Below are 21707 nucleotides of genomic sequence, written 5' to 3' on the forward strand. Positions count from 1 at the left end.
AAGGTTCCGCCTTGGTTAACAGAATCATTTCACACCAAGACGTTTAAGAATCAGTGACCATGTATTTGGGGCGGGGCCTCCCCTTTCGCAATTGCGAAAAACCTTGTATGAGCCGCGCAACCGAAAAAGGCGGCGCTTCTTAAGCCTGCTGCCTGCAACGCTCCCGAGACCAGACAAATGAACCTCCGCAATATCGCGATCATCGCGCATGTCGACCATGGGAAAACCACCCTCGTCGACCAGCTCCTGAAACAGTCCGGCGCCTTCCGCGACAACCAGCGCGTCGCCGAGCGCGCCATGGATTCCAACGACCTCGAAAAGGAACGCGGCATCACCATCCTTGCCAAGGCGACCTCGGTCGACTGGAAGGGCACCCGCATCAACATCGTCGACACGCCCGGACACGCCGATTTCGGCGGCGAGGTCGAGCGCATCCTGTCGATGGTGGATTCGGCGATCGTGCTGGTCGATGCCGCCGAAGGCCCGATGCCGCAGACCAAGTTCGTCGTCGGCAAGGCGCTCAAGGTGGGCCTGCGCCCGATCGTCGTCATCAACAAGATCGACCGCCCGGACGCCCGCCACATCGAGGTGGTCAACGAGGTGTTCGACCTCTTCGCCGCGCTCGACGCCACCGACGAGCAGCTCGATTTCCCAATCCTCTACGGTTCCGGCCGCGACGGCTGGGTTTCTGAAAACCCGGAAGGTCCGAAGGACCAGGGTCTGGCGCCGCTCTTCGACCTCGTCGTCAAGCACGTGCCGGCGCCGACGGTGCATCCCGGCCCGTTCCGCATGATCGGCACCATTCTGGAAGCCAACCCGTTCCTCGGCCGCATCATCACCGGCCGCATCGAGTCCGGCTCGCTGAAGCCCAACCAGGCGGTCAAGGTGCTGCACCATGACGGCACCCAGATCGAGACCGGACGTATCTCGAAGATACTCGCCTTCCGCGGCCTCGAGCGCCAGCCGATCGAGGAAGCGCAGGCGGGCGACATCGTGGCGATCGCCGGCCTGTCGAAGGGCACCGTCGCCGACACTTTCTGCGACCCGAGCGTGACCGAGCCGCTGCACGCGCAGCCGATCGATCCGCCGACAGTGACCATGTCCTTCCTCGTCAACGACAGCCCGCTTGCCGGCACCGAGGGTGACAAGGTGACCAGCCGCGTCATCCGCGACCGCCTGCTGCGCGAGGCCGAAGGCAATGTCGCGCTGAAGATCGAGGAATCGGCGGAGAAGGATTCCTTCTTCGTTTCCGGCCGCGGCGAATTGCAGCTTGCGGTGCTGATCGAGACGATGCGCCGCGAAGGGTTCGAGATCGCCGTGTCGCGGCCGCGCGTCGTCATGCAGAAGGGTGACGACGGCCAGTTGCTCGAGCCGGTCGAGGAAGTCGTCATCGACGTCGACGAGGAGCATGCCGGCGTCGTCGTGCAAAAAATGTCGGAGCGCAAGGCAGAGATGGTCGAGCTCCGTCCGTCCGGCGGCAACCGTCAGCGCCTGGTCTTCCATGCGCCCACCCGCGGCCTGATCGGCTACCAGTCGGAGCTGTTGACCGACACGCGCGGCACCGCCGTGATGAACCGGCTGTTCTACGCCTACGAGCCCTATAAGGGCGAATTGCCCGGCCGCACCAACGGCGTGCTGATCTCCAACGAGCAGGGCGAGTCGGTCGCGTATGCGATGTGGAACCTGGAGGACCGCGGCCCGATGATCATCGATCCGGGCGTCAAGGTCTATCAGGGCATGATCATCGGCATCCATAGCCGCGACAACGACCTTGAAGTGAACGTGCTGAAGGGCAAGAAGCTCACCAACATCCGCGCCGCCGGCAAGGACGAGGCGGTGAAGCTGACGCCGCCGGTCCGCATGACGCTGGAGCGCGCACTGGCCTGGATCCAGGACGACGAGCTGGTCGAGGTGACACCGAAGACCATCCGCCTGCGCAAGCTCTATCTCGACCCGAACGAGCGCAAGCGCTTCGAGAAGGCGACCAAGGTGATGGGCGCGGCGTAAGCCTTTTTCGCAGGCAGTCATTGGGGAGGGAGCAGCTGCTCCCTCCCGTTTCGTTTCATCAGTACGCAGCCGACAGGATGGCGTCACGATCGGCTTCGCCGGCAAGGTCTATGCGGACGGCGGTGCCGTCGCGCGCCGGCCTGCGCAGGGCTTTGGCGCCATCCGGCTCAACGGAGAGCTTCTGCCGCTCTTCCCAGGCTTGCAGCCTCGATCGCGACATGCCGAGCTCGCCAGCAAGCAGCCGGTCGAGCCGCAGGGGCGTCACGGCTTCGAGCCGAAGCTCGAGCCAAAGCGCGGTGGTGCATTCCGGCCTGCCGTCCAGCAGCTCTTTTCGGACCGTGACCTCTGGAAATTCCTCGATCCGTCCGACCCGGCTCCGCAGCGCCATGGCATCGAACGCATGACGTTGCGCGAGCGATGGATCGTTGCTTTCGAGCGCCGCAAGCAGCGCCGGTTCGACGTCACGGCGATTGCAGCGCTCAAAAATGGTGCGGTTCCAGGAATTGTCGCAGTCCGCGCAGCGGTAGATCAGCCAGGCGTCGATGCGCTTGCCGTTGGCGTTGACGCGGAATTTGCCGCTGCACTGGTAGGGTTTCACCTTGCGGCAGCGGTTGCAATTGATGAGAGGTCGAGGCGCGATTTTCGGCGCGATCGCCCAGCGGATACGCAACAGTCCAGACATGCCGGCAGGCCCTTCCCGTCGGGAAGTCCGTCAGGCCGGCGATGTCCGAGATGCCCTCTCTGCTCGAGCATGATCTTTTCCGGGATCATGCCCATGCAGGCACGGCGTGGCGAAAGACTGCGATATTGGAAATCAGGCGTCGGCGCGGATGCGCGACGGGCTCAGCAACGCCAAACCGGTCTCGAAACCGCCGCCTGAAGAACACATGAAAATGATGCAGGTGCTGCCAAAGCTGCGCCTGCGGTGCTTTCGGGGAGTTGACGAGACCGGCGGTTACTGAGGCAAAGTCTGGCTCGAAATCTGTAAAGGGTCGGCTCTTCTAGCCGTGCGGCGGCGGGGGAGCAAGGGATCTTCTTCGGCCGGCGGAACGGTGGCGCGGCTCAACTTGGAACGTCGGCGCTGCCCCTCATCCGCCTGCCGGCACCTTCTCCCCGTATAGTGACGGGGAGAAGGGGAGACCGCGACCTTGGCGCCTTCTCCTGCAACGCTGACGTTTGGCGAAAACATGGATGAGAGCGTCCCTCTCCCCGTCACTATACGGGGAGAGGATGCCGGCAGGCAGGTGAGGGGCGGCGCCGGCGCTAGTCCGATGAGAATCGCCGATCGCGCCTGCGTCATGACAATGGCAGGTACTACCGCAATGATCTCAGCATGCCGCTTGTATCACATCATCTCGATGATTGGCGCGATCTCGACGCTGAAGGCCGGGTCCAGCAGGATCGGGCAATCCCTGGCCTTGGCGACGGCATCGTCGATGTCCTTCGCCTCGACGATCGTATAGCCGGCGGTCGGATTGCTGCCGCCATTGTTCTCGACCTTGCCGCCGGGCAGCACCGTTCTCGACATGCCGACCGGGTTGCCGCCGTCGACGACGGCGGTGCCCAGCTTGTCATACCAGCCGGTCCAGGCGTCCATCGCCGCTTTTCGTTCGGCCTCGTCAGTCGGCATCTTGCCGGAGCCGTGATAGACATAGAGATATTTCGCCATGTTCTTCCTCCCTTGTCGGCGGCGTCGAACCGGCATGCGGCTACGCCGCAATCGGATATGCGGCTACGCCGCAATCCCTAATCATCGGACCAAACGGCGGGGCGGGCAATGAAAAATTCGGACCCGCTAATGTAAAGGGCGTCACCGCGCCATGGCGTGGTATTCGGGGTTCGGCCGCATGTCGACGGCGGCCGCCACGCGGTTCGACATGTTGAAGAAGGCGGCGGTCGATGCGATGTCCCAGATGTCGCGGTCGGTGAAACCGGCTTCACGCAAGGCGGCGCGGTCGGCCTCGACGATCTTGGCCGGCTCTTCCGTCAGCTTGACCGCGAATTCCAGCATCGCGCGCTGGCGAGGGGGAAGTTCTGCGGCGCGGAAATTCATCACCATCATCTCGCCCAGCGCGGGCTCGCCCGACAGCTGGCGCACCGCCGCGCCATGCGCGGTCAGGCAGTAGAAGCAATGGTTGATCGAGGACACGACCACCGCGATCATCTCGCGCTCCAGCTTCGACAGGCCGGACTCGCCCAGCATCAAATCGTTGTACATGTCGGTGAAGGCGCGCAGCTTCTTCTCGTCGAAGGCGTAGGCCAGAAGCACGTTGGGAACGAGGCCGAGCTTCTCCTCGCATTTGGCGAAATAGGCTTTCGTCGCCTCGCTGAGCTCCGCCTGAACCAGGTCGAGCGCCGTAATTCTGTCGGTCATGGTCGTTCTCCTTGCAGGGCTATGGCGTCGGTTCGAATTTTTTAAAGCGTCGTCAAACCTTTGTCGCCAAACAGCGCTCATCTGCTACCATAGTCGCAAAAGCATGCCACGGGAGGGCGTCATGGCCAGCGTAAAATCCAAGCCGAAAAAGAAAGCTGCGGCCACCGCGAAGATGGAAGACAAGCCGGCAAGGCTTGCCGACTACCTGCTTGCCCGCGCACCGGCGGAGGATGTCGCGGCCTATGACGTGGCCGACCTGGAACGCGCGGGCGAACTCGCTGCCCGAGCGGTCGCCGGCCACAAGAAGGGCGAGAGCGTCGTCGCGGTCGAGGCCGATTCGGGCGTTGCCTGCGGCGGCAGGCCGGTCACGGTCATCACCGTCGTCAACGACAACATGCCGTTCCTGTTCGATTCCGTCCTCGGCGAGATCGCCGAGTCCTCCGGCGAACCGACCCTGGTCACCCATCCCATCGTCACAGTCCGGCACGACAAGGCGGGCGTCGCGCAGGTCCTGGGCGACGCCGGCAAGGAAGATGACGACCGGCTGAGCGTCGTCCACGTCCATATCCCGCGGCTGACCGCGGAACAGGCGGCCGCTCTCACCGAGCGTCTGCGCAAGATACTCAATCAGGTCCGCGCCGCCGTCACCGACTGGAAGCGGATGCTCGCCCGCCTCGACCAGGCCATTTCCGAATTCCGTTATTCGGCCGTGCCGCTCGACAAGAAGAGCGTCGCCGAGGCGATCGCCTTTCTCGAATGGCTGCGTGACGACAATTTCACCTTTCTCGGCATGCGCGAATTCAAATATGTCGGCGGCGAGGAAAGCGGCACGCTGGAGCGCGCCGACAAGCCCGGCCTCGGCATCCTGACCGATCCCGACGTGCTGGTGCTGAGGCGAGGTACCGAGGCGGTGACGACGACGCCGGAAATCCGCGCCTTCCTGCACGGCCCTGAACCGCTGATCGTCACCAAGGCGAATGCCAAGTCCTCCGTGCATCGCCGCATCTACCTCGATTACATCGGCGTCAAGACCTATACGGCCAAGGGGGCGCTTGCCGGCGAGCTGCGCATCGTCGGCATGTTCACCTCGACCGCGTACACGCGCTCGGTGATGAAAATCCCCTATCTGCGCTCGAAGGCCGAAACGATCATCGCCAAGTCCGGCTTCAATCCGAACGACCATTCCGGCAAGGCGCTGATCAATGTGCTGGAGAGCTATCCGCGCGATGAGTTCTTCCAGGTGCCGGTGCCGATCCTCAGAAAGCATGCCAACGCCATTCTCGGGCTGATCGAGCGGCCGCGGATCAGGGCGCTGGTGCGCGTCGACCAGTTCGATCGTTTCGTTTCGATCCTCGTCTTCGTGCCGCGCGACCGCTATGACAGCGTCGTGCGCGAGAAGATCGGCACTTACCTCAAGACAGTGTTCGAGGGCCGGCTCTCCGCCTATTATCCAGCCTTCCCGGAAGGCGGGCTGGCGCGCGTTCACTTCATCATCGGCCGCTCCGGCGGCAAGACGCCGAAGATCGAGCAGGTGACCATCGAGGCGGCGATCCGCGATATCGTGCGCACCTGGGAGGACGCGCTTTCCGAAGCCGCGGAAGCGGCCGGCAGCGACCCGACACTGAAGAGCATCGCCGCTCGCTTCCCGGAAAGCTATCGCGACTCGTTCTCGGCAGCGGTGGCGCTGGCCGATGCCGGTCGTATCGCCAGGATCGGCCCCGACAATCCGATCGCCATCGACTATTACCGCCATGCCGACCAGAAGCCGCATCAGGCGGCGCTGAAAATCCATCACTATGGCAGCCCTGTCGCGCTGTCGCGTCGCGTTCCGGTGCTGGAAAACATCGGCTTCCGCGTCATCAGCGAGCGCACCTTCGAGGTCGCCGACACGGGCTCCGGCAAGGTCTTCATCCACGACATGGAGCTGGAGAACAGTTACGGCGCGCGAATAGATCTTGCCGATGGCGGCGCGCTGTTCGAGGACGCCTTCCTGTCGGTGTGGCGTGGCGATGTCGACAATGACGGCTATAACGGCCTGGCCCAGACCGCGGGTCTGTGGTCGGGCGAGATCACCATTCTGCGCGCCTATGGCCGCTACTTGCAGCAGGCCGGCATTCCGCAGAGCCAGGATTTCATCGCCGCCGCGCTCAACCGCTATCCCGACATCGCACGCGGTCTGCATCAATTGTTCGTCGCCCGCCTCGGACCGACCGCCGAAACCGAGGGCGTGGTCGTTGCCAAGCACCTCAAGGCCAAGATCAAGGACGCGCTGGAAGAGGTGCCCAACATCGATGACGACACCATCATCCGCCGCTACCTCAACCTGATCGAAGCCTCGCTGCGCACCAATCATTTCGTAGCCGATACGAAGGAGAAGGGGCAATCGCTGGCGATCAAGCTGGACTCGCAGGCGGTCGACGGCCTGCCGGCGCCGCGGCCGTGGCGCGAGATCTTCGTCTATGGCTCGGAGGTCGAGGGCGTGCATCTGCGCTTCGGCCCGGTGGCGCGCGGCGGCCTGCGCTGGTCCGACCGCGCCCAGGACTACCGCACCGAGGTGCTGGGGCTGGTCAAGGCGCAGCAGGTGAAGAACGCGGTCATCGTGCCGGTCGGCGCCAAGGGCGGCTTCTATCCGAAGAAGCTGCCGATGAGCGCCGGCCGCGACGCGATCTTCGAGGCCGGCACCTCGGCCTACAAGAATTTCGTCTCCAGCCTGCTTTCGATCACCGACAATATCGGCATAGGCGGCGTCATCCCGCCGGCCGGCGTGGTGCGGCGCGATCCTGACGATCCGTATTTCGTCGTCGCCGCCGACAAGGGCACGGCGACCTTCTCCGACACCGCCAACGCCATTTCCGAGAAGCACGACTTCTGGCTCGACGACGCCTTCGCCAGCGGCGGCTCGGCCGGCTACGACCACAAGAAGATGGGCATCACCGCCAAGGGCGCCTGGGAGGCGGTGAAGCGGCATTTCCGCGAGATGAACCGCGACATCCAGACCACGCCCTTCACCGTCGTCGGCGTCGGCGACATGTCGGGCGACGTGTTCGGCAACGGCATGCTCCTGTCACCGGCCACCAAGTTGATCGCCGCCTTCGACCATCGCGACATCTTCATCGATCCCGATCCCGACATGGCGGCCTCGATGGCCGAGCGGCAGCGCATGTTCGCGCTGCCGCGCTCGTCCTGGCAGGACTACGACAAGTCGAAACTGTCGGAAGGCGGCGTCATCGTCTCGCGCAGCCAGAAGTCGATCACCCTGCCGCAGGCGGCCGCCACGGCGATCGGGCTGGGGAAGACCACGGCCACGCCGGTCGAGATCATGAACGCCATCCTCAAAGCCCCTGTCGACCTTCTGTGGTTCGGCGGCATCGGCACCTATGTGAGGGCTTCCGGCGAGACCAATGCCGATGTCGGCGACCGCGCCAACGACGCCATCCGCGTCACCGCGCTCGACGTCCGCGCCAAGGTCATCGGCGAGGGCGCCAATCTCGGCGTCACGCAACGGGCGCGCATCGAATTCGGCATGAGCGGCGGCCGCTGCAACTCCGACGCCATCGACAATTCGGGCGGCGTCAACTGCTCCGACGTCGAGGTCAACATCAAGATCGCGCTGGCGTCGGCCATGCGCAAGGGTTCGCTGGGCCGTCCGGCGCGCAACAAGCTCCTCGCCGAGATGACCGACGAGGTCGGCGCGCTGGTGCTGTCCAACAACTATCAGCAGACGCTGGCGCTCTCGCTGGCGCGCAAGCGCGGGCTGGCCGACATCGCGCATCAGGCGCGCTTCATGACGGCACTGGAAGCGCGGGGCCTGCTCGACCGCGCCGTCGAGACGCTGCCCTCGCCGGCCGCCCTTGCCGAGCGCGAGGTACGCGGCGAACCGCTGACCAGGGCCGAGCTCGGCGTGCTGCTCGCCTATGCCAAGATAGTGCTCTTCTCCGACATCGTCGCCAGCGGCGTACCGGACGATCCGCATTTCGACCGCGACCTGATGGGCTATTTCCCGGAGCGCATGGCAAAGAAATTCGCCGGCGAGATCCGCGACCACCGGCTGCGGCGCGAGATCATCGCGCGCGTCGTCGCCAACGACCTCGTCAACCGAGGTGGGCCGTCCTTCGTCAACCGGCTGCAGGAGGCGACGGGCCGCACCGCAGCCGCTGTCGTGCGCACATTCGCCGTGGTGCGCGACGGCTTTTCGCTGCCTTCGCTCTACAAGGAGATCGACGGGCTCGACAACCAGATCGACGGCCAGACCCAGCTCGATCACTATCAGTCGGTCAGCCGGCTCATTTTCGTGACCAGCGGCTGGTACCTGAAGCACGATGCGGGTTCCGCGCCGCTCAGCCAGCGCATCGCCGAACTGCAGGAGGCACGCAAGGCGCTCGAGCCGAAGCTGGTGTCGCTGTTGCCCGGCTTCTCGCGCGAGCGAATCGAGGAGCGGCGTCACGGCCTGTTCAAGGGCGGCGCTCCGGAGAAACTGGCCGAGAAGCTGGCGCTCGCCGAGGTGGGCGAGCTGATCCCGGACATCGCGCTCACCGCGCGCACGGGCAACGCCGACATCGTCAGCGCGGCCAAGGCCTTCTTCGCCGTAAGCGACGCCTTCCGCATCCCGCGCGTCGAGGAGGCCGCGCGCTCGATCATGCCGCCGGACTACTACGATCAGCTGGCGCTGTCGCGCGCGACCGATACGATCGGCATGGCCAGGCGCGGCATCGCGGTGGCAGCACTCACCAGCCACGGCAAGGCACCGGATCCGGTGGCGGCCTGGCTGGAAGCCGGCGGCGAGCGCGTGGCGCGCATCCGCGAGCGGCTGCAGGCGCTGACCGAAGGCGGCGACATCACCGTGTCGCGGCTGTCGGTGGCCTCGGGCCTGATGAGCGACCTGACTGGGATGTAGGCATCGTTGGCAAAAGCCGGCGCCGCCCCTCATCCGGCTGCCGCCACCTTCTCCCCGTATAGGGATGGGGAGAAGGGAGCATGCCGCCACGCCGCGCCCTTTCTGCGACGTCTGCGATTGGCGAAAGCATCGATGAGAGCGTCTTTCTCCCCGTCACTATACGGGGAGAAATGCCCGGCAGGGCAATGAGGGGCGGCACTGACGTTGTTCGTTTGCAAGGAAACGGGAAACGTGCAGACATGGCGCCCGCGATAAGACCGATGATGCTGGAGGGGACATGGCCGAAGTAGCGGTGCAGCGGGCGACGGGGCGCGGCATCTGGGGCTGGATGTTCTTCGACTGGGCGGCGCAGCCGTTCTTCACCGTCGTCACCACCTTCATCTTCGGGCCTTATTTCGTCTCGCGCATGGCGAGCGACCCGACCACCGGGCAGGCGGCCTGGGGCTACGGCATCGCCGCCGCTGGACTGGTCATCGCCGTGCTTTCGCCCGTGCTCGGTTCGATCGCCGACCAGACCGGGCCGCGCAAGCCGTGGATCGCCTTCTTCGCGGCGATCAAGATCACCAGCCTCACGCTTTTGTGGTTCGCCGCGCCCGGCTCCAGCCTGTTCCTGATCGTGCTGCTCTTCTCGCTCGCCTCGGTGGCGGCGGAATTCTCGACCGTCTTCAACGATTCGATGATGCCTCGCCTGGTGCCGAAGGCAGAGATCGGCAAGATCTCCAACATCGCCTGGGGGCTCGGCTATCTCGGCGGCATGGTGGCGCTGATCTTCGTCGTGCTGTTCCTGGCCGGCAATCTGGAAACCGGCAAGACGATCATCGGCCTCGATCCGCTGTTCGGGCTCGATCCGAAGCTGGGAGAAGACGCGCGCTTCACCGGACCGATGTCGGCCGGCTGGTATTTCCTGTTCATCCTGCCGATGTTCTTTTTCACGCCGGACGCCACCAAAGGACTTTCGATCGGCCCCGCGGTGCGCGAGGGCCTGTCGGAATTGAAGTCCACGCTTTTCGAAGTGCGCAAGCGCGCCGGCATTTTCCGCTTCCTCGTCGCGCGCATGATCTATCAGGACGGCGTCAACGCGCTGCTGGCGCTCGGCGGCACCTTTGCTGCCGGCATGTTCAACTGGTCGATCACCGAGATCGGCATGTTCGGCATCATCCTCAACATCGTCGCCATCTTCGGCTGCTGGATCGCCGCGCGCCTCGACACCGCGCTCGGCTCCAAGGCGGTGGTGATCATCGCGCTGGTCCTGCTTCTGCTCGCGACGGTCGGCGTCGTCTCGACCGGGCCGGGTTTCACGCTGCTCGGCCTGATACAATTGCCCGCCACCGATTCCGGCGGCCTGTTCGGCACCGCGGCCGAGAAGGCCTACATCCTCTATGGGCTGCTGATCGGCCTCGCCTTCGGGCCGGTTCAGGCTTCGTCGCGCTCCTACATGGCGCGCAGTGTCACGGCGGCCGAGTCCGGCCGCTATTTCGGCATCTACGCACTTGCCGGGCGGGCAACCAGCTTCCTGGCGCCGTTCCTGGTCTCGACGATCACGCTCGCCAGCGGCTCGGCGCGGCTCGGCATGGCGGTGATCGCGCTGTTCCTCGGCCTCGGCATGGCGATCCTGGTCAGGACGCCGTACCCGGCGGACAAGCCGGTGGAGTAGCGCCTTTCCCTTCTCCCCTTGTGGGAGAAGGTGGATCGGCGCGCAGCGCCGAGACGGATGAGGGGTGTTCCAGCTTGGCAATGTGCATGAAATTGCCGCCGCCTCACTCCGTCCAACACCCCTCATCCGGCCGCTTCGCGGCCACCTTCTCCCACAAGGGGAGAAGGAGAAGTGCTCAATGCCTGAAATGCCTGACTCCGGTGAACACCATGGCGATGCCGTGCTCGTCGGCGGCGGCGATCACGTCGTCGTCGCGCATCGAGCCGCCGGGCTGGATCACGGCCGTGGCGCCGGCTTCTATCGCCGACAGCAGGCCGTCGGCGAAGGGGAAGAAGGCATCGGAAGCCACCACCGAGCCCTTGGTCAGCGGCTCGGCCATGCCAGCCGCCTGCGCCGCGTCGAGCGCCTTGCGGGCAGCGATGCGCGAGGAATCGACGCGGCTCATCTGGCCGGCGCCGATGCCGACGGTGGCGCCGTCCTTCGCATAGACGATGGCGTTCGACTTGACGTGCTTGGCGACGCGGAATGCGAATTTGAGGTCGGCCAGCTCGGCCGGCGTCGGGGCGCGTTTCGTCACCACCTTCAGCTCGAGGTCGTCGACCACCGCATTGTCGCGGCTCTGCACCAGGAGACCGCCGGCGACGGATTTCACCGTGGTGCCGACGGCACGTGGATCGGGGAGCCCACCGGTGACCAGAAGGCGCAAATTCTTCTTCGCCGCGACGATTGCGGCCGCCTCGTCGGTCGCGTTGGGGGCGATGATCACCTCGGTGAAGGTTTTGACAATCTCCTCGGCCGCCTCGGCGTCGAGGATGCGGTTCATGGCGACGATGCCGCCGAAGGCCGAGACCGGGTCGCAGGCCAGTGCCTTAGCGTAGGCAGCCTTCAGGGTTTCACCTTCGGCGACGCCGCAGGGATTGGCATGCTTGATGATGGCGATCGCCGCCGAGCGGACCGGATCGAATTCGCCGACCAGCTCGAAGGCGGCGTCGGTGTCGTTGATGTTGTTGTAAGAGAGCTGCTTGCCCTGCAACTGCCTGGCCGTCGCCACGCCCGGCCGCTTGTCGCCCGAGAGGTAGAAGCCGGCGCTCTGATGCGGGTTCTCGCCATAGCGCATCACCTGGTCGAGACGGCCGCCGAAGGCGCGCCAGGTCGGATGCTCGATCTCGAGCGCTTCGGCGAACCAGCCGGAGATCGCCGCGTCATAGGTCGCGGTGCGGGCAAAAGCCTTGGCCGCCAGCTTCTTGCGGAAATCGAGCGACAGCGAGCCGAGGTTCATCTCCAGCGCGTTGAGCACCGCCGCGTAGTCCTCCGGGTCGGTGACGATGGCGACATAGGCATGGTTCTTGGCCGAGGCGCGGATCATCGCCGGGCCGCCGATGTCGATGTTCTCGACGATCGAGGCGTAGCCGGCGCCGGAACGGCGGACTTCCTCGAACGGGTAGAGGTTGGAGACGACGAGGTCGATCGGCTGGATGTGGTGATCGTGCATTGCCTTCGCGTGCGCGGGATCGTCGCGGACGCCGAGCAGCGCGCCATGCACCGACGGATGCAAAGTCTTGACGCGACCATCCATGATCTCGGGAAAGCCGGTCAGCTCCGAAACGTCGCGGACGGCGAGGCCGGCCCCTGCGATCTCCTTCGCCGTGCCGCCGGTGGAGACCAGCTCGACGCCGGCTGCGGCCAACGCCTTGGCAAAGTCGACCAGACCCGTCTTGTCGAAGACGGAAAGCAGCGCGCGGCGAACCGGGACGAGGTCGGGTGCCGGAATGTTCTTGGCGGGGACGGCCATGGGCTTGCGGCCTTTCGAGGCTGGTTGAAGAGCGTTCGCGGGCCGTAGCATATGAGGCCCGGAAATCAAGCTTGCAGCCTGATTTGTCCGGAGACGCTCAGTTGTTCTCGGGATAGCCGGCGATGACGGTGCGCGTCAGCTGCCAGTGCACTTCGGCGATCTCCGAGGCCTTGAAGGCAAGCACGATCTGGCGGGTACGGCGCGGTCCGCTAAGTCCGGCGAAATAGATCGATTCCTCGATCTCGGGCACCACTTCCGCGCAGGTGAAGACCCAGGTGTCGCCCTGGGAGGCCGCCAGGGTCAGGCGGTCCTGCTCGTCCTGCAGCAGGTTGATGTCGGGATGGATGTGGAAGCGCACGGTCACGAAGTCGCGGCCATTGTTGCGGATCGCCGAGCCGCCTGGGCGCAGGAAGCGGTCACGGCCGGTGAGCACATTGCCGTTCTCCGCCAGCTTCAGCTCACGCTCGTGCAGGAAGCCGAAGCGCGCGGCATAGCCGTCGTGGCGGGCGACGAAGCCGTGCACGCCCTTCTGGTCGATGCGCTTGCAGGGCACGTGCTGCGGGCCGCCGATCAGCGGCGAGCCGAGCAGGTCGCTGACGCGCAGCGAATGGCTGAAGCGCGCCGAGGACGTATCGTTGACGGTGGCGGTCGAATGCGCGGCGGTGGCGCGGGCGAGCGGCCGGAATTCGGCGGCGCCGTAAGTGTCGATGCCGGCGTTGACGATGAAGTGCTGGCGTCCGGAAGAAAGCTCGAAGGCGAGGCAGCCGGCATGGGCGGCGTTGGAGACGTCGATCGGCGGCGGCAGGCCGGTATCGGCGATCACCGTCACGCCGCCCATCGACAGGCGCTCGTAGCCGGAATGCGGCGCGTGCAGCAGCGGCGCGCCGACCGTGTCGTCGTGGCGCAGGATGGTGGCGATACGGTCGTGGATCGTGGCGCCCATGCCGTTGAAGCGGGCGAGGCTGCCGTCCTGATGGCGGAAGAAGCGCAGCGCCGGCAGCATGCGGTCGATGGCGTTGATCAAGGCGGATGGCGGCGCCTCGGCCTGGTTGGCATAGGTCTGGCGCAGCGGCAAAAGGTCGGCGAGCAATTCCAGCACCGTCATCGGATTGCGCGAGATATGGCCGCCGTCAGGCAGGATCTGACGGTCGAGCTCCTCGGCGAGATTGCGCGTGGCGCTGCGCAGCGCCGATGCCGGCGCGGGCAGCGACAGGGCGGCGAAGGCAAGCGCGATGCGGGCGCGCAGCCTGTCCTTGCCGTCCGGCATCTCGCGCGCCATCGATCGCAGATAGCGGATCTGCATGGCGAGCGACTTGAGGAAGGCGCGGTAAAAAGGGAATTCGGCCCCCTGCAGCACGACCGAGGAATGCTGCAGCCAGGCGATCACCCGCTTGGCCGTCGTGCCCGGTTCCCAGGCAACGCCGTATATCTGGTTGCCGTGCAGGGCGATCCAGTCCGAAACCAGGGCGCGAGCGTTGGCGGCGGCGAGCTCGGTACCGGCGGCGCGCATGTGGCGCAGCCAGCGGAAGCCGTGCAGCGACTTTTGCCAGCCGCGGTTGGGCACGTTGATCTGGAAGGGCGATTTGCCGCCGCTCTCGACCATGTGGCCGGACAGCGGATAGCGGCCATAGTAGATTTCGAGCGCGATCTGCGGATCGGCGAGCCTCAGATCCGGCGGCGCGATGAGGACGCGCTCGGGCGTGCGGCCGGAATAGCGCCAGCGATAGATGGGACCGGCGCGCAGGCGCCGGCGCGTCTTGCGCCAGAACTCCCTCGCGACAAGCGTCCACAGACGCGTCGTGCTGCCGGCAGCAAGTGCCAAAACCCCTCCTGATTGTCCGCTACCCCAAGCACAAGCTTATATGATTCAAGAACTTATGCGAAGGCGGATTTCACCGGAGTGAAGCACTTCACGCGATGTCGCCAGGGTCGTCGCTAAAAAAGTCGGCAAGTTTTATATAATAACGTCCTAAATCGTCCGTCTCATCCGGGCGGCAAAGAAGCCGTCCAGGCCGGAAACGCCCGGTGAATTCAGCACCAGGTCGGCCGGCGTCGTGCGCAGCGTGCCGTCGGGCGTCAGGAACGGGTCGAGGCCGGCGAATTCGCCCGGTTGGATCGGATCGGCGGCCACGCCGGAAGTCTCGGCAAGGAAGGCGCGGTACAGCTCCTCACCCTCGATCGGGTCGAGCGAGCAGTTGGAAAAGACGATCCGTCCGCCGGGTTTGACGAAACTGACGGCGTGAGCGAGGAGCTTCTTTTGGAGCGCGGCGAGTTTCTCGACATCGGCCATGGTCTTCGTCCACGGCACGTCGGGGTGACGGCGCACGGTTCCCGTCGACGAGCAGGGGGCGTCGAGCAGCACGGCGTCGAACAGCTCCGCCGGCCGGTAGTCGAGCAGATCGGTCTGCAGCAGCTCCGCCGACAGGCCGAGGCGCTCGAGATTCTGCTTGAGCCGCGCCAGCCGGTTCCTCGAGGTGTCGACGGCGGTGACGCTCGCGCCGGCAAGGATGAGCTGCGCCGTCTTGCCGCCGGGCGCGGCGCAAAGATCGGCAACGCGCTGCCCTTCGATGTCGCCGAACAGGCGCGCGGGCAGGGCTGCCGCCGCATCCTGTACCCACCAGGCGCCCTCGGCGAAGCCGGGCAGTTCGGTCACGCCGGCCTGCAGCTTATCGAGCCGCACCGTGCCGGTCGGCAGCACGATACCGCCCAGCTTCTCTGCCCAGGCCGCCGGGTCTGACTTGACCGTGAAGTCGACCGGCGCCTCATGGCGATGCGCGGCAAGGATAGCGCGCGCCTTGTCCGCGCCGTAGGCGGAGGTCAGCCGGTCCGCGAACCACTGCGGCGCCTCGCCCGTCGCGGCAAGCGCCGTCGCAAGCTCGGCATCCTTGGCGCGCGCGAGCGACCGCAGCACGCCGTTGACGAGGCCGGAGAAACGCACCGTGCGCGGATCGGACTTGGCATGTGTCACGGCAAGGTCGACGGCGGCGCTGTCGGGAATGTCGAGGAACAGGATCTGCGCGGCGGCGACGTGCAGGATGTGCGAGAGCGCGGTTGCGTTGGCAGGCAGCGGCCTCTCCAGACGCTTGGCCAGCAGCCCGGCAATGGTCATGCGGTGGCGCAGCGCCGTGACCAGGATGGCGCGCACCAATGCGCGGTCGCGTTGGTCGAGCGCCCTGTATTGCGGGTGTCCGTGCTCGTTGTCGGTCAGGCCGTCGAGCGGCGTACGGGCATCGATGACGGCGGCAAGCAGGCGCGCGGCGGCCTTGCGCGCGGCAAGGCCGGTAATCGCCTCGCCCGCATTGCCGTCACGTCTGCCCGGGATTTGCGGTCGGCGTTTTGCTCCGCTCACGACCACGGACCTTTGGGTCCGGCGCCGCGGGGGCCGGTCGGGTTGCGGCCCCACGGATTGGGCTTCGGCCGCTCCGGCTCAGCCGGCGGCGCGGACTCAGCCGGCCGCCTGCCCCATGGGCCTGTCCGCGGCTCGTCTGGCTGGGGTGGCGCCGGCGCCTCGCGCCGGGCGGCCCGCGCGCCGCCGTCCATCTCACTGGCCATCTGCTGCAGGGCGGCGATGCGGTTCTCGGTGTTCGGATGGGTCGAAAACAGATTGTCCATGCGCTCGCCGTGAAGCGGATTGATGATGAAGAGATGCGCCATGGCCGGATTGCGCTCGGCGTCCGGGTTGGGAATGCGCTCGGCGCCGCGCGCGATCTTGTCGAGCGCGGAGGCTAGCCACAGCGGGTGGCCGCAGATCTCGGCGCCGCGTCGGTCGGCCTCGTATTCGCGGGTGCGGCTCACCGCCATCTGCACGATCATGGCGGCAAAGGGTGCCACGAGCATCGCCACCAGCACCCCGACGAAGCCGAACGGGTTGTTGTTGTCGCGGCTGCCGCCGAAGAAGAAGGCGAAATTGCCGAGCATCGAAATCGCGCCGGCGAGCGTCGCGACGATCGTCATGGTCAATGTGTCGCGGTGCTGCACATGGGCAAGCTCATGCGCCATCACCGCCGCGACCTCTTCGTGGCTGAGGCGCTCCAGCAGGCCGGTCGACGCGGCCACCGCGGCGTTCTGAGGGTTACGGCCGGTGGCGAAAGCGTTGGGCTGCGGGCTGTCGATCAGATAAGTCTTCGGCATCGGCAGGCCGGCCTGCTTGGCCAGCGCCTGGACGATCGCATAATATTCGGGGGCGTTCTTCTCGTCGACCTCGACGGCGCGGTTCATCGACAGCACCATCTTGTCGGCATTCCAATAGCTGAACAGGTTCATGCCGGCGGCGATCAAGAGCGCGATCATCATGCCGCCCGTGCCGCCGATCAGAAAGCCGACGCCCATGAACAGCGCGGTCATCGCGGCAAGAAGCATGGCGGTGCGAAGCGTGTTCATCGTCTCTTCCGTTTGGCGTGGTGGCGTTTGGCGTGGTGGCGAATAGGGGTCGATCCCACGGTTGTCATGGCTATATGATGGGAAAGGCCGGCCTCCGTTTCAATCGACCCTCTGCTTTAATCGGCCCCGTGTTTTAATTGGCAAGGCATATCGCATGACCGAACGCCCCAGCAAAACCGAAACCGCTCCCGAAGGCGACAAGCCGCAAAGGACGCTGACGCCGGCGGCCGAGCGCGCGCTGGCAGAGGCCGAGGCCAGGCGACAGGCATACCGCGAGGCGGAAGCCCAACTGCCGAAGGAAATCGGCGGCCGCGGCGGCAAGGAACCCGGGCGCTACGGCGACTGGGAAGTGAAAGGCCTGACCAGCGATTTTTAGGCGGATATGCCTGATCTGAATCTCAGCGCATCCTAAGCCGCGTCGCGCTGCGGCTCGACGACCATCCAGCCGCTGTCGTCCACGGCAACGCCGAGCGCGTCGTAGGTGGCGATGCTGGCGTGCTGCGTCTGCATCGCATGGACGTGCGTGGCGCTGATCACCATCACCGAGGCGCCGGCAGCTTCGCCGGCCGCGATGCCGGCCGGCGCATCCTCGAAGACCAGGCAATCGCGCGCCTCGACGCCGAGACGTTCTGCCGCCAGCAGGAAGCAGTCAGGCGCCGGCTTGCCGCGGGTGACGTCCTCGGCCGACACCATCATGGCCGGAACCGGAATGCCGGCCGCCGCCATGCGCAGCAGCGCCAGCTCGCGCGGCGCCGAAGTGACGATCGCCCAGCGCTCGGGCGGCAGCGAATTGAGAAAGGCGACGGAGCCGGGAATCGGGACGATGCCTTCGAGATCGTCCGCCTCGGCCTTGAGCAGAGCATTGGCTTCCGCCACGGCATCTATGCCTGGAAGCTCCAGCGCAGCGATCGTCTCGATCGCGCGCTTGCCATGGATCGTCGGCAGGAAGCTCGCGACGTCGAGGCCATGGCGATTTGCCCACTCAGTCCACACACGTTCCGCCGCCGCGATCGAGTTGAGCACCGTGCCGTCCATGTCGAAAAGGAAGGCGGCGAACTTTCTGCCTGCGAACATCGGATTTCCTGGAGATTCGTTTTCGGGGAGGGCGAAACGCGGTCACAGTCTAGACCGACCAACGCCGCGTGGGAAGCCGCGGGGCCGCGCCTCGTCATCGCATCGGCGGCAGGACAGGCGCGCAATTCGGCAGACCGGACGGCTGTCTCACCATGGCTTCAACACCACTGCTGGCCCACTTCGGGACACATCCTGCTGTGCCGAAGCGGGAAGGGCCGCAATCGCTCAGCAGAACATGGTAAGCGCTTCCTGAACGGCATTCACGCCACCGCATCGTCGTTTACCCGCCATTCACCTTGCCGTCTGCGAAAAGCAAGCAAAAACAATAAGTTAACTGATCGGCGGGCGCTTTTCGAGGCCCGGCGTCCTTACCTGGCCGAAATCCTGCAGCGCCTGCGTCGAGCGGCTCGACGCCGCAGTCAGCGGGGGCGGAAGGATGCGGCAGTTCAAAGGTCTCGTTCACGGGGGTCTCGTTCGTGGGGTGGACGGCTTTGCCCGGGATCGCGGAGGCAATTTCGCGGTTCTGTTCGGGATTGCCGCATCGGTCCTGGCGCTGGGGGTGGGATTCGCGGTCAATATCTCGCAGCTCTACAACGCGAAATCGAGCTTGCAGGGCGTCGTCGACGCCGCCGTCACCTCGACGGCACGCGATCTCACCCTCGGCGTCATCAAGGAAGCCGATGCCAACCGATCGGTGCAGGCATTTCTCGACGCCAACAGCACCGCCGGTGTGCTGCAGGCCAACCAGATCGTGCTCGACAAGCTAACCGTCGACAGAACGGCGAAAACCGTGCAGGCGGATGTGCATGCCGATATCGGCCTCTATTTTCCGATCTTCAGCGTGGGCGACATGCAGCGCGTGACCACGTCGACCACCGCGCTCTATTCGGACAAGAAGGTCGAGGTGGCGATGATGCTCGACATCACCGGCTCGATGGCGGGGCAGAAGATCAAGGATTTGAAGACGGCAGCCGGCAATGCGGTCGACTCGTTCCTCACCGGCCAGGACTCGGCCAATCCTCGTGTGCGGGTGGCGATCGTTCCCTACGCCAACTCTGTCAATGTCGGTCCACTTGCCGCAAGCACCGTCTTCGTCGAAACCAAGCTAAGCGAGCGCAAGCAGGCGCCGGGCAATGGCGACCCGCAAATGGTGTCGGCGCCGGCGCGGCCCGATACCTGCGCGACCGAGCGCAAGGGCACCTATCAATATTCGGACGCCGGGCCGGACGTCGGCATGGTCAACCGCGACTATTTCCTGTCCCCGTTCGCCCAACAGACCGGCACGTCCGCTTGTCCGGCCGCGGCGGTGAAGCCGCTGACAGCGGACGCCACGGCACTGAAGAATGTCATCAAGGGCTTCGTCGCCTCCGGCGGCACCGCCGGCCATATCGGCGTGCAGTGGGCCTGGTACATGCTGTCCGAGAACTGGGGCGGCGTGATGAAGGTTTCGGAGCGGCCGGCCAAGATGGATCCGAAGAAGGTCGCCAAATACGCGATCCTGATGACCGACGGCGAGTTCAACCTTTCCTATTTTGATGCCACCAGCGTGGGCCAGGTTTATAACGCCGCCGGCAAGGAGCAGACACGCACCGCCGCGACGACGCTGTGCTCCGCGATGCGCGACCAGGGTATCGAAATCTTCACGATCGGCTTCGACCTCACCGAAAAGAACGCCAAGTCGACGTTGCAGGCTTGCGCCAGCCCGGACACGGCGAGCATCACGCATTTCTATCAGGCCGCCAACGGCACGGAGCTCGACCAGGCTTTCCAGTCGATCGTGCGCAACATCGACAACCTCACAGTGACCAAGTAGCGGCGCCGGTTCCGCGGCACATTTCCTGGATTGCCTTAGGCGAGCGCAGATCAGCTACCAAAGGAAAAGGCCGCCGCTTCTTGACGAAGCCGGCGGCCTTCCGTGTTTCCGTCCATGACGCGGCTCATGGCGACGACCCCATCGGGTCACCTGCCGCGCGTCTCGCGCCTTAACGGGAAGACTGCTTCCCGGAAGTGCAATCCGCTGAGCTCACGTTATGGAAAACGAAATCACTCGACATCGGATCACCTCCTTTCGATTGGTTGAACACGGCCCAGAGAATGGGGTGCGTCGCGGCAAATGACAAGGTGCCGTTACGGAATGGCCAGATGGGAAATGCTCGCAGTAGTGCATTTGCGCAACAGATCGGGATTGCGGTGCCAAGGCCAATTGGACAACAGTGCCTCCAGGCTAGCGAATGTATTCGACGCATCGGGAGGTGGGAATGAATGCCGCCGACAGGGCAGCGCGGATCGTGCGAACGGTGGTCGAGACGCTGAAGCCGGGCTTTGCGGTCAGGCTGTGGACCGGCGAGCGGATCGGCCCCGCCGACGGTCCGGTGCTCGCCATCAACGATCAGGACATCGTCTGGCAGCTGGTTCGCCGGCCGACCTTCTCGACGCTGGTCGAGATGTGGATCTCTAAGACCGTGGATATCGAAGGGGGCACGCTGTTCGATTTCTACGCCCTGCCCTCGCAGGGCAAGCTCAAGACGAAGCTCAGATCATTGCCCAAGCTCGCGATCCTGCGCGACCTGCCAAGCGTGCTGTTTTCGCGCAAGCAGATGACGGCGCGCGGCGATCTTTCCGGGCGCAACCCCTATGTCAGCGGGTCGAACAAGGAGGCGATCCAGCATCACTACGACATCTCGAATGCCTTCTACCGGCTCTTCCTCGACGAGCGCATGGTCTACAGCTGCGGCTATTTTACAGATTTCGCCAACGGCATCGACCAGGCGCAGGTCGACAAGCTCGACCATATCTGCCGCAAGCTCAGGCTGAAGCCTGGCGAAAAACTGCTCGACATCGGCTGCGGCTGGGGCGCGATGCTCATCCATGCGGTGAAGAATTACGGCGTCGTCGGCCACGGTGTCTCGCTGTCGCAAGCCCAGACAGACCTTGCCCGCGAGCGCATTCGCGCCGAGGGGCTGGAGGATCGCATCACCATCGAGATAAAGTCTTATGCCGAGCTCTCCGGCACTTTCGACAAGATATCGTCGATCGGCATGTTCGAGCATCTGGGACTTGCCAACCACGCGGCCTACTTCTCGGCGGTCCACCGCTTGCTGAAGCCCGGCGGCGTCTACCTGCATCATGCCATCACCAGGCGCAGCAAGGGCGACATCAGGAAGACGCTGCGCAAGGGGCCGGAATACAAGGCGCTGATCAAATACATCTTTCCTGGCGGCGAGCTCGACACGATCGGCATGACGCTCGGCAATCTCGAGGCGCATGGCTTCCTCGTCCATGATGTCGAGAACCTGCGCGAGCATTATCAGCGCACCTGCCGCCTGTGGGCGGAGCGTCTCCATGCGCGCTTCGACAAGGCGATCGCCGAGGTCGGCGAGGCGAAGGCGCGGCTCTGGCTGCTCTATCTCACCGGCTGCTCGATCGCCTTCGAGCGCGCCTCGGCGCAGGTTTTCCAGACCGTCGCCACAAAGCGGGCGCGTGGCCCGAGCGGGCTGCCGCCGACGCGGGCGGATCTCTATCGGTAGGACGA

The 21707-nt window shown here is 65.2% G+C and carries 15 protein-coding genes; 7 read left to right on the plus strand and 8 right to left on the minus strand.

Going from position 1 to position 21707, the window contains the following annotated elements:
• The first annotated feature begins 177 nt into the window (after positions 1-177).
• On the plus strand, positions 178-2007 hold the full coding sequence (gene typA / locus QAZ22_RS05375; RefSeq protein WP_278075932.1) for a translational GTPase TypA: 1830 nt from the start codon (positions 178-180) through the stop codon (positions 2005-2007).
• A gap of 58 nt (positions 2008-2065) precedes the next feature.
• Here typA and QAZ22_RS05380 read toward each other — a convergent pair whose 3' ends face one another.
• Positions 2066-2689, minus strand: coding sequence for a DUF1062 domain-containing protein (locus QAZ22_RS05380; RefSeq protein ID WP_278205971.1), 624 nt, complete (start codon positions 2687-2689; stop codon positions 2066-2068).
• A gap of 106 nt (positions 2690-2795) precedes the next feature.
• Between QAZ22_RS05380 and QAZ22_RS05385 the strand changes: the two genes are divergently transcribed.
• Positions 2796-2969, plus strand: coding sequence for a hypothetical protein (locus tag QAZ22_RS05385; RefSeq protein WP_278205972.1), 174 nt, complete (start codon positions 2796-2798; stop codon positions 2967-2969).
• Between the two features lie 383 nt (positions 2970-3352).
• Here the strand turns inward: QAZ22_RS05385 and QAZ22_RS05390 are convergent, their stop codons facing one another.
• Together QAZ22_RS05390 and QAZ22_RS05395 are read right to left on the minus strand one after the other, a co-directional pair.
• On the minus strand, positions 3353-3676 hold the full coding sequence (locus tag QAZ22_RS05390; protein WP_278205973.1) for a hypothetical protein: 324 nt from the start codon (positions 3674-3676) through the stop codon (positions 3353-3355).
• A 141-nt stretch (positions 3677-3817) separates the two neighbouring features.
• Positions 3818-4381, minus strand: coding sequence for a peroxidase-related enzyme (locus QAZ22_RS05395; RefSeq protein ID WP_278205974.1), 564 nt, complete (start codon positions 4379-4381; stop codon positions 3818-3820).
• Positions 4382-4502: 121 nt separating this feature from the next.
• On the opposite strand from QAZ22_RS05395, the gene QAZ22_RS05400 reads away from it, so the two are divergent.
• Entirely contained in the window at positions 4503-9275 is a 4773-nt protein-coding gene (locus QAZ22_RS05400; RefSeq protein ID WP_278205975.1) for an NAD-glutamate dehydrogenase, read from the plus strand.
• Between the two features lie 277 nt (positions 9276-9552).
• Positions 9553-10929, plus strand: coding sequence for an MFS transporter (locus QAZ22_RS05405; RefSeq protein ID WP_278205976.1), 1377 nt, complete (start codon positions 9553-9555; stop codon positions 10927-10929).
• A gap of 175 nt (positions 10930-11104) precedes the next feature.
• Here the strand turns inward: QAZ22_RS05405 and purH are convergent, their stop codons facing one another.
• The 4 genes from purH to htpX form a co-directional block, all read right to left on the minus strand.
• Positions 11105-12721, minus strand: a complete 1617-nt coding sequence (purH, locus tag QAZ22_RS05410) for a bifunctional phosphoribosylaminoimidazolecarboxamide formyltransferase/IMP cyclohydrolase (RefSeq protein ID WP_278205978.1) — start codon at positions 12719-12721, stop codon at positions 11105-11107.
• Positions 12722-12818: 97 nt separating this feature from the next.
• Complete coding sequence (locus QAZ22_RS05415) at positions 12819-14543, minus strand: heparinase II/III family protein (protein ID WP_278205979.1); 1725 nt, start codon at positions 14541-14543, stop codon at positions 12819-12821.
• Between the two features lie 147 nt (positions 14544-14690).
• Complete coding sequence (locus QAZ22_RS05420; protein ID WP_278205980.1) at positions 14691-16076, minus strand: RsmB/NOP family class I SAM-dependent RNA methyltransferase; 1386 nt, start codon at positions 16074-16076, stop codon at positions 14691-14693.
• Positions 16067-17101 carry a zinc metalloprotease HtpX gene (gene htpX, locus QAZ22_RS05425; protein WP_278205981.1) on the minus strand — a complete coding sequence of 345 codons (1035 nt, stop codon included), beginning with the start codon at positions 17099-17101 and terminating at the stop codon, positions 16067-16069. Before htpX ends, QAZ22_RS05420 begins: the two co-directional genes overlap by 10 nt.
• 154 nt (positions 17102-17255) lie before the next feature.
• On the opposite strand from htpX, the gene QAZ22_RS05430 reads away from it, so the two are divergent.
• Positions 17256-17477 (plus strand): DUF1674 domain-containing protein, encoded by a 222-nt coding sequence (locus QAZ22_RS05430; protein WP_278205982.1) that lies wholly within the window; start codon positions 17256-17258, stop codon positions 17475-17477.
• Positions 17478-17509: 32 nt separating this feature from the next.
• Here the strand turns inward: QAZ22_RS05430 and QAZ22_RS05435 are convergent, their stop codons facing one another.
• Entirely contained in the window at positions 17510-18175 is a 666-nt protein-coding gene (locus QAZ22_RS05435) for an HAD-IA family hydrolase (protein WP_278205983.1), read from the minus strand.
• A 436-nt stretch (positions 18176-18611) separates the two neighbouring features.
• Here QAZ22_RS05435 and QAZ22_RS05440 point away from each other — a divergent pair, with 436 nt between their 5' ends.
• Together QAZ22_RS05440 and QAZ22_RS05445 are read left to right on the plus strand one after the other, a co-directional pair.
• Positions 18612-19988, plus strand: coding sequence for a pilus assembly protein (locus QAZ22_RS05440; RefSeq protein WP_278205984.1), 1377 nt, complete (start codon positions 18612-18614; stop codon positions 19986-19988).
• Positions 19989-20433: 445 nt separating this feature from the next.
• Positions 20434-21702 carry a cyclopropane-fatty-acyl-phospholipid synthase family protein gene (locus QAZ22_RS05445; protein ID WP_278205985.1) on the plus strand — a complete coding sequence of 423 codons (1269 nt, stop codon included), beginning with the start codon at positions 20434-20436 and terminating at the stop codon, positions 21700-21702.
• Positions 21703-21707 lie beyond the last annotated feature (5 nt).

The organism is Mesorhizobium sp. WSM4906 (assembly GCF_029674625.1).
GTDB lineage: Bacteria > Pseudomonadota > Alphaproteobacteria > Rhizobiales > Rhizobiaceae > Mesorhizobium.

Excerpts from the sequence above, each read along its gene's own strand:
- typA (WP_278075932.1), top strand. The coding sequence starts at position 178 with ATGAACCTCCGCAATATCGCGATCATCGCGCATGTCGACCATGGGAAA.
- QAZ22_RS05380 (WP_278205971.1), bottom strand. The coding sequence starts at position 2,689 with ATGTCTGGACTGTTGCGTATCCGCTGGGCGATCGCGCCGAAAATCGCG.
- QAZ22_RS05390 (WP_278205973.1), bottom strand. The coding sequence starts at position 3,676 with ATGGCGAAATATCTCTATGTCTATCACGGCTCCGGCAAGATGCCGACT.
- QAZ22_RS05395 (WP_278205974.1), bottom strand. The coding sequence starts at position 4,381 with ATGACCGACAGAATTACGGCGCTCGACCTGGTTCAGGCGGAGCTCAGC.
- QAZ22_RS05400 (WP_278205975.1), top strand. The coding sequence starts at position 4,503 with ATGGCCAGCGTAAAATCCAAGCCGAAAAAGAAAGCTGCGGCCACCGCG.
- QAZ22_RS05405 (WP_278205976.1), top strand. The coding sequence starts at position 9,553 with ATGGCCGAAGTAGCGGTGCAGCGGGCGACGGGGCGCGGCATCTGGGGC.
- purH (WP_278205978.1), bottom strand. The coding sequence starts at position 12,721 with ATGGCCGTCCCCGCCAAGAACATTCCGGCACCCGACCTCGTCCCGGTT.
- htpX (WP_278205981.1), bottom strand. The coding sequence starts at position 17,101 with ATGAACACGCTTCGCACCGCCATGCTTCTTGCCGCGATGACCGCGCTG.
- QAZ22_RS05430 (WP_278205982.1), top strand. The coding sequence starts at position 17,256 with ATGACCGAACGCCCCAGCAAAACCGAAACCGCTCCCGAAGGCGACAAG.
- QAZ22_RS05435 (WP_278205983.1), bottom strand. The coding sequence starts at position 18,175 with ATGTTCGCAGGCAGAAAGTTCGCCGCCTTCCTTTTCGACATGGACGGC.
- QAZ22_RS05440 (WP_278205984.1), top strand. The coding sequence starts at position 18,612 with ATGCGGCAGTTCAAAGGTCTCGTTCACGGGGGTCTCGTTCGTGGGGTG.
- QAZ22_RS05445 (WP_278205985.1), top strand. The coding sequence starts at position 20,434 with ATGAATGCCGCCGACAGGGCAGCGCGGATCGTGCGAACGGTGGTCGAG.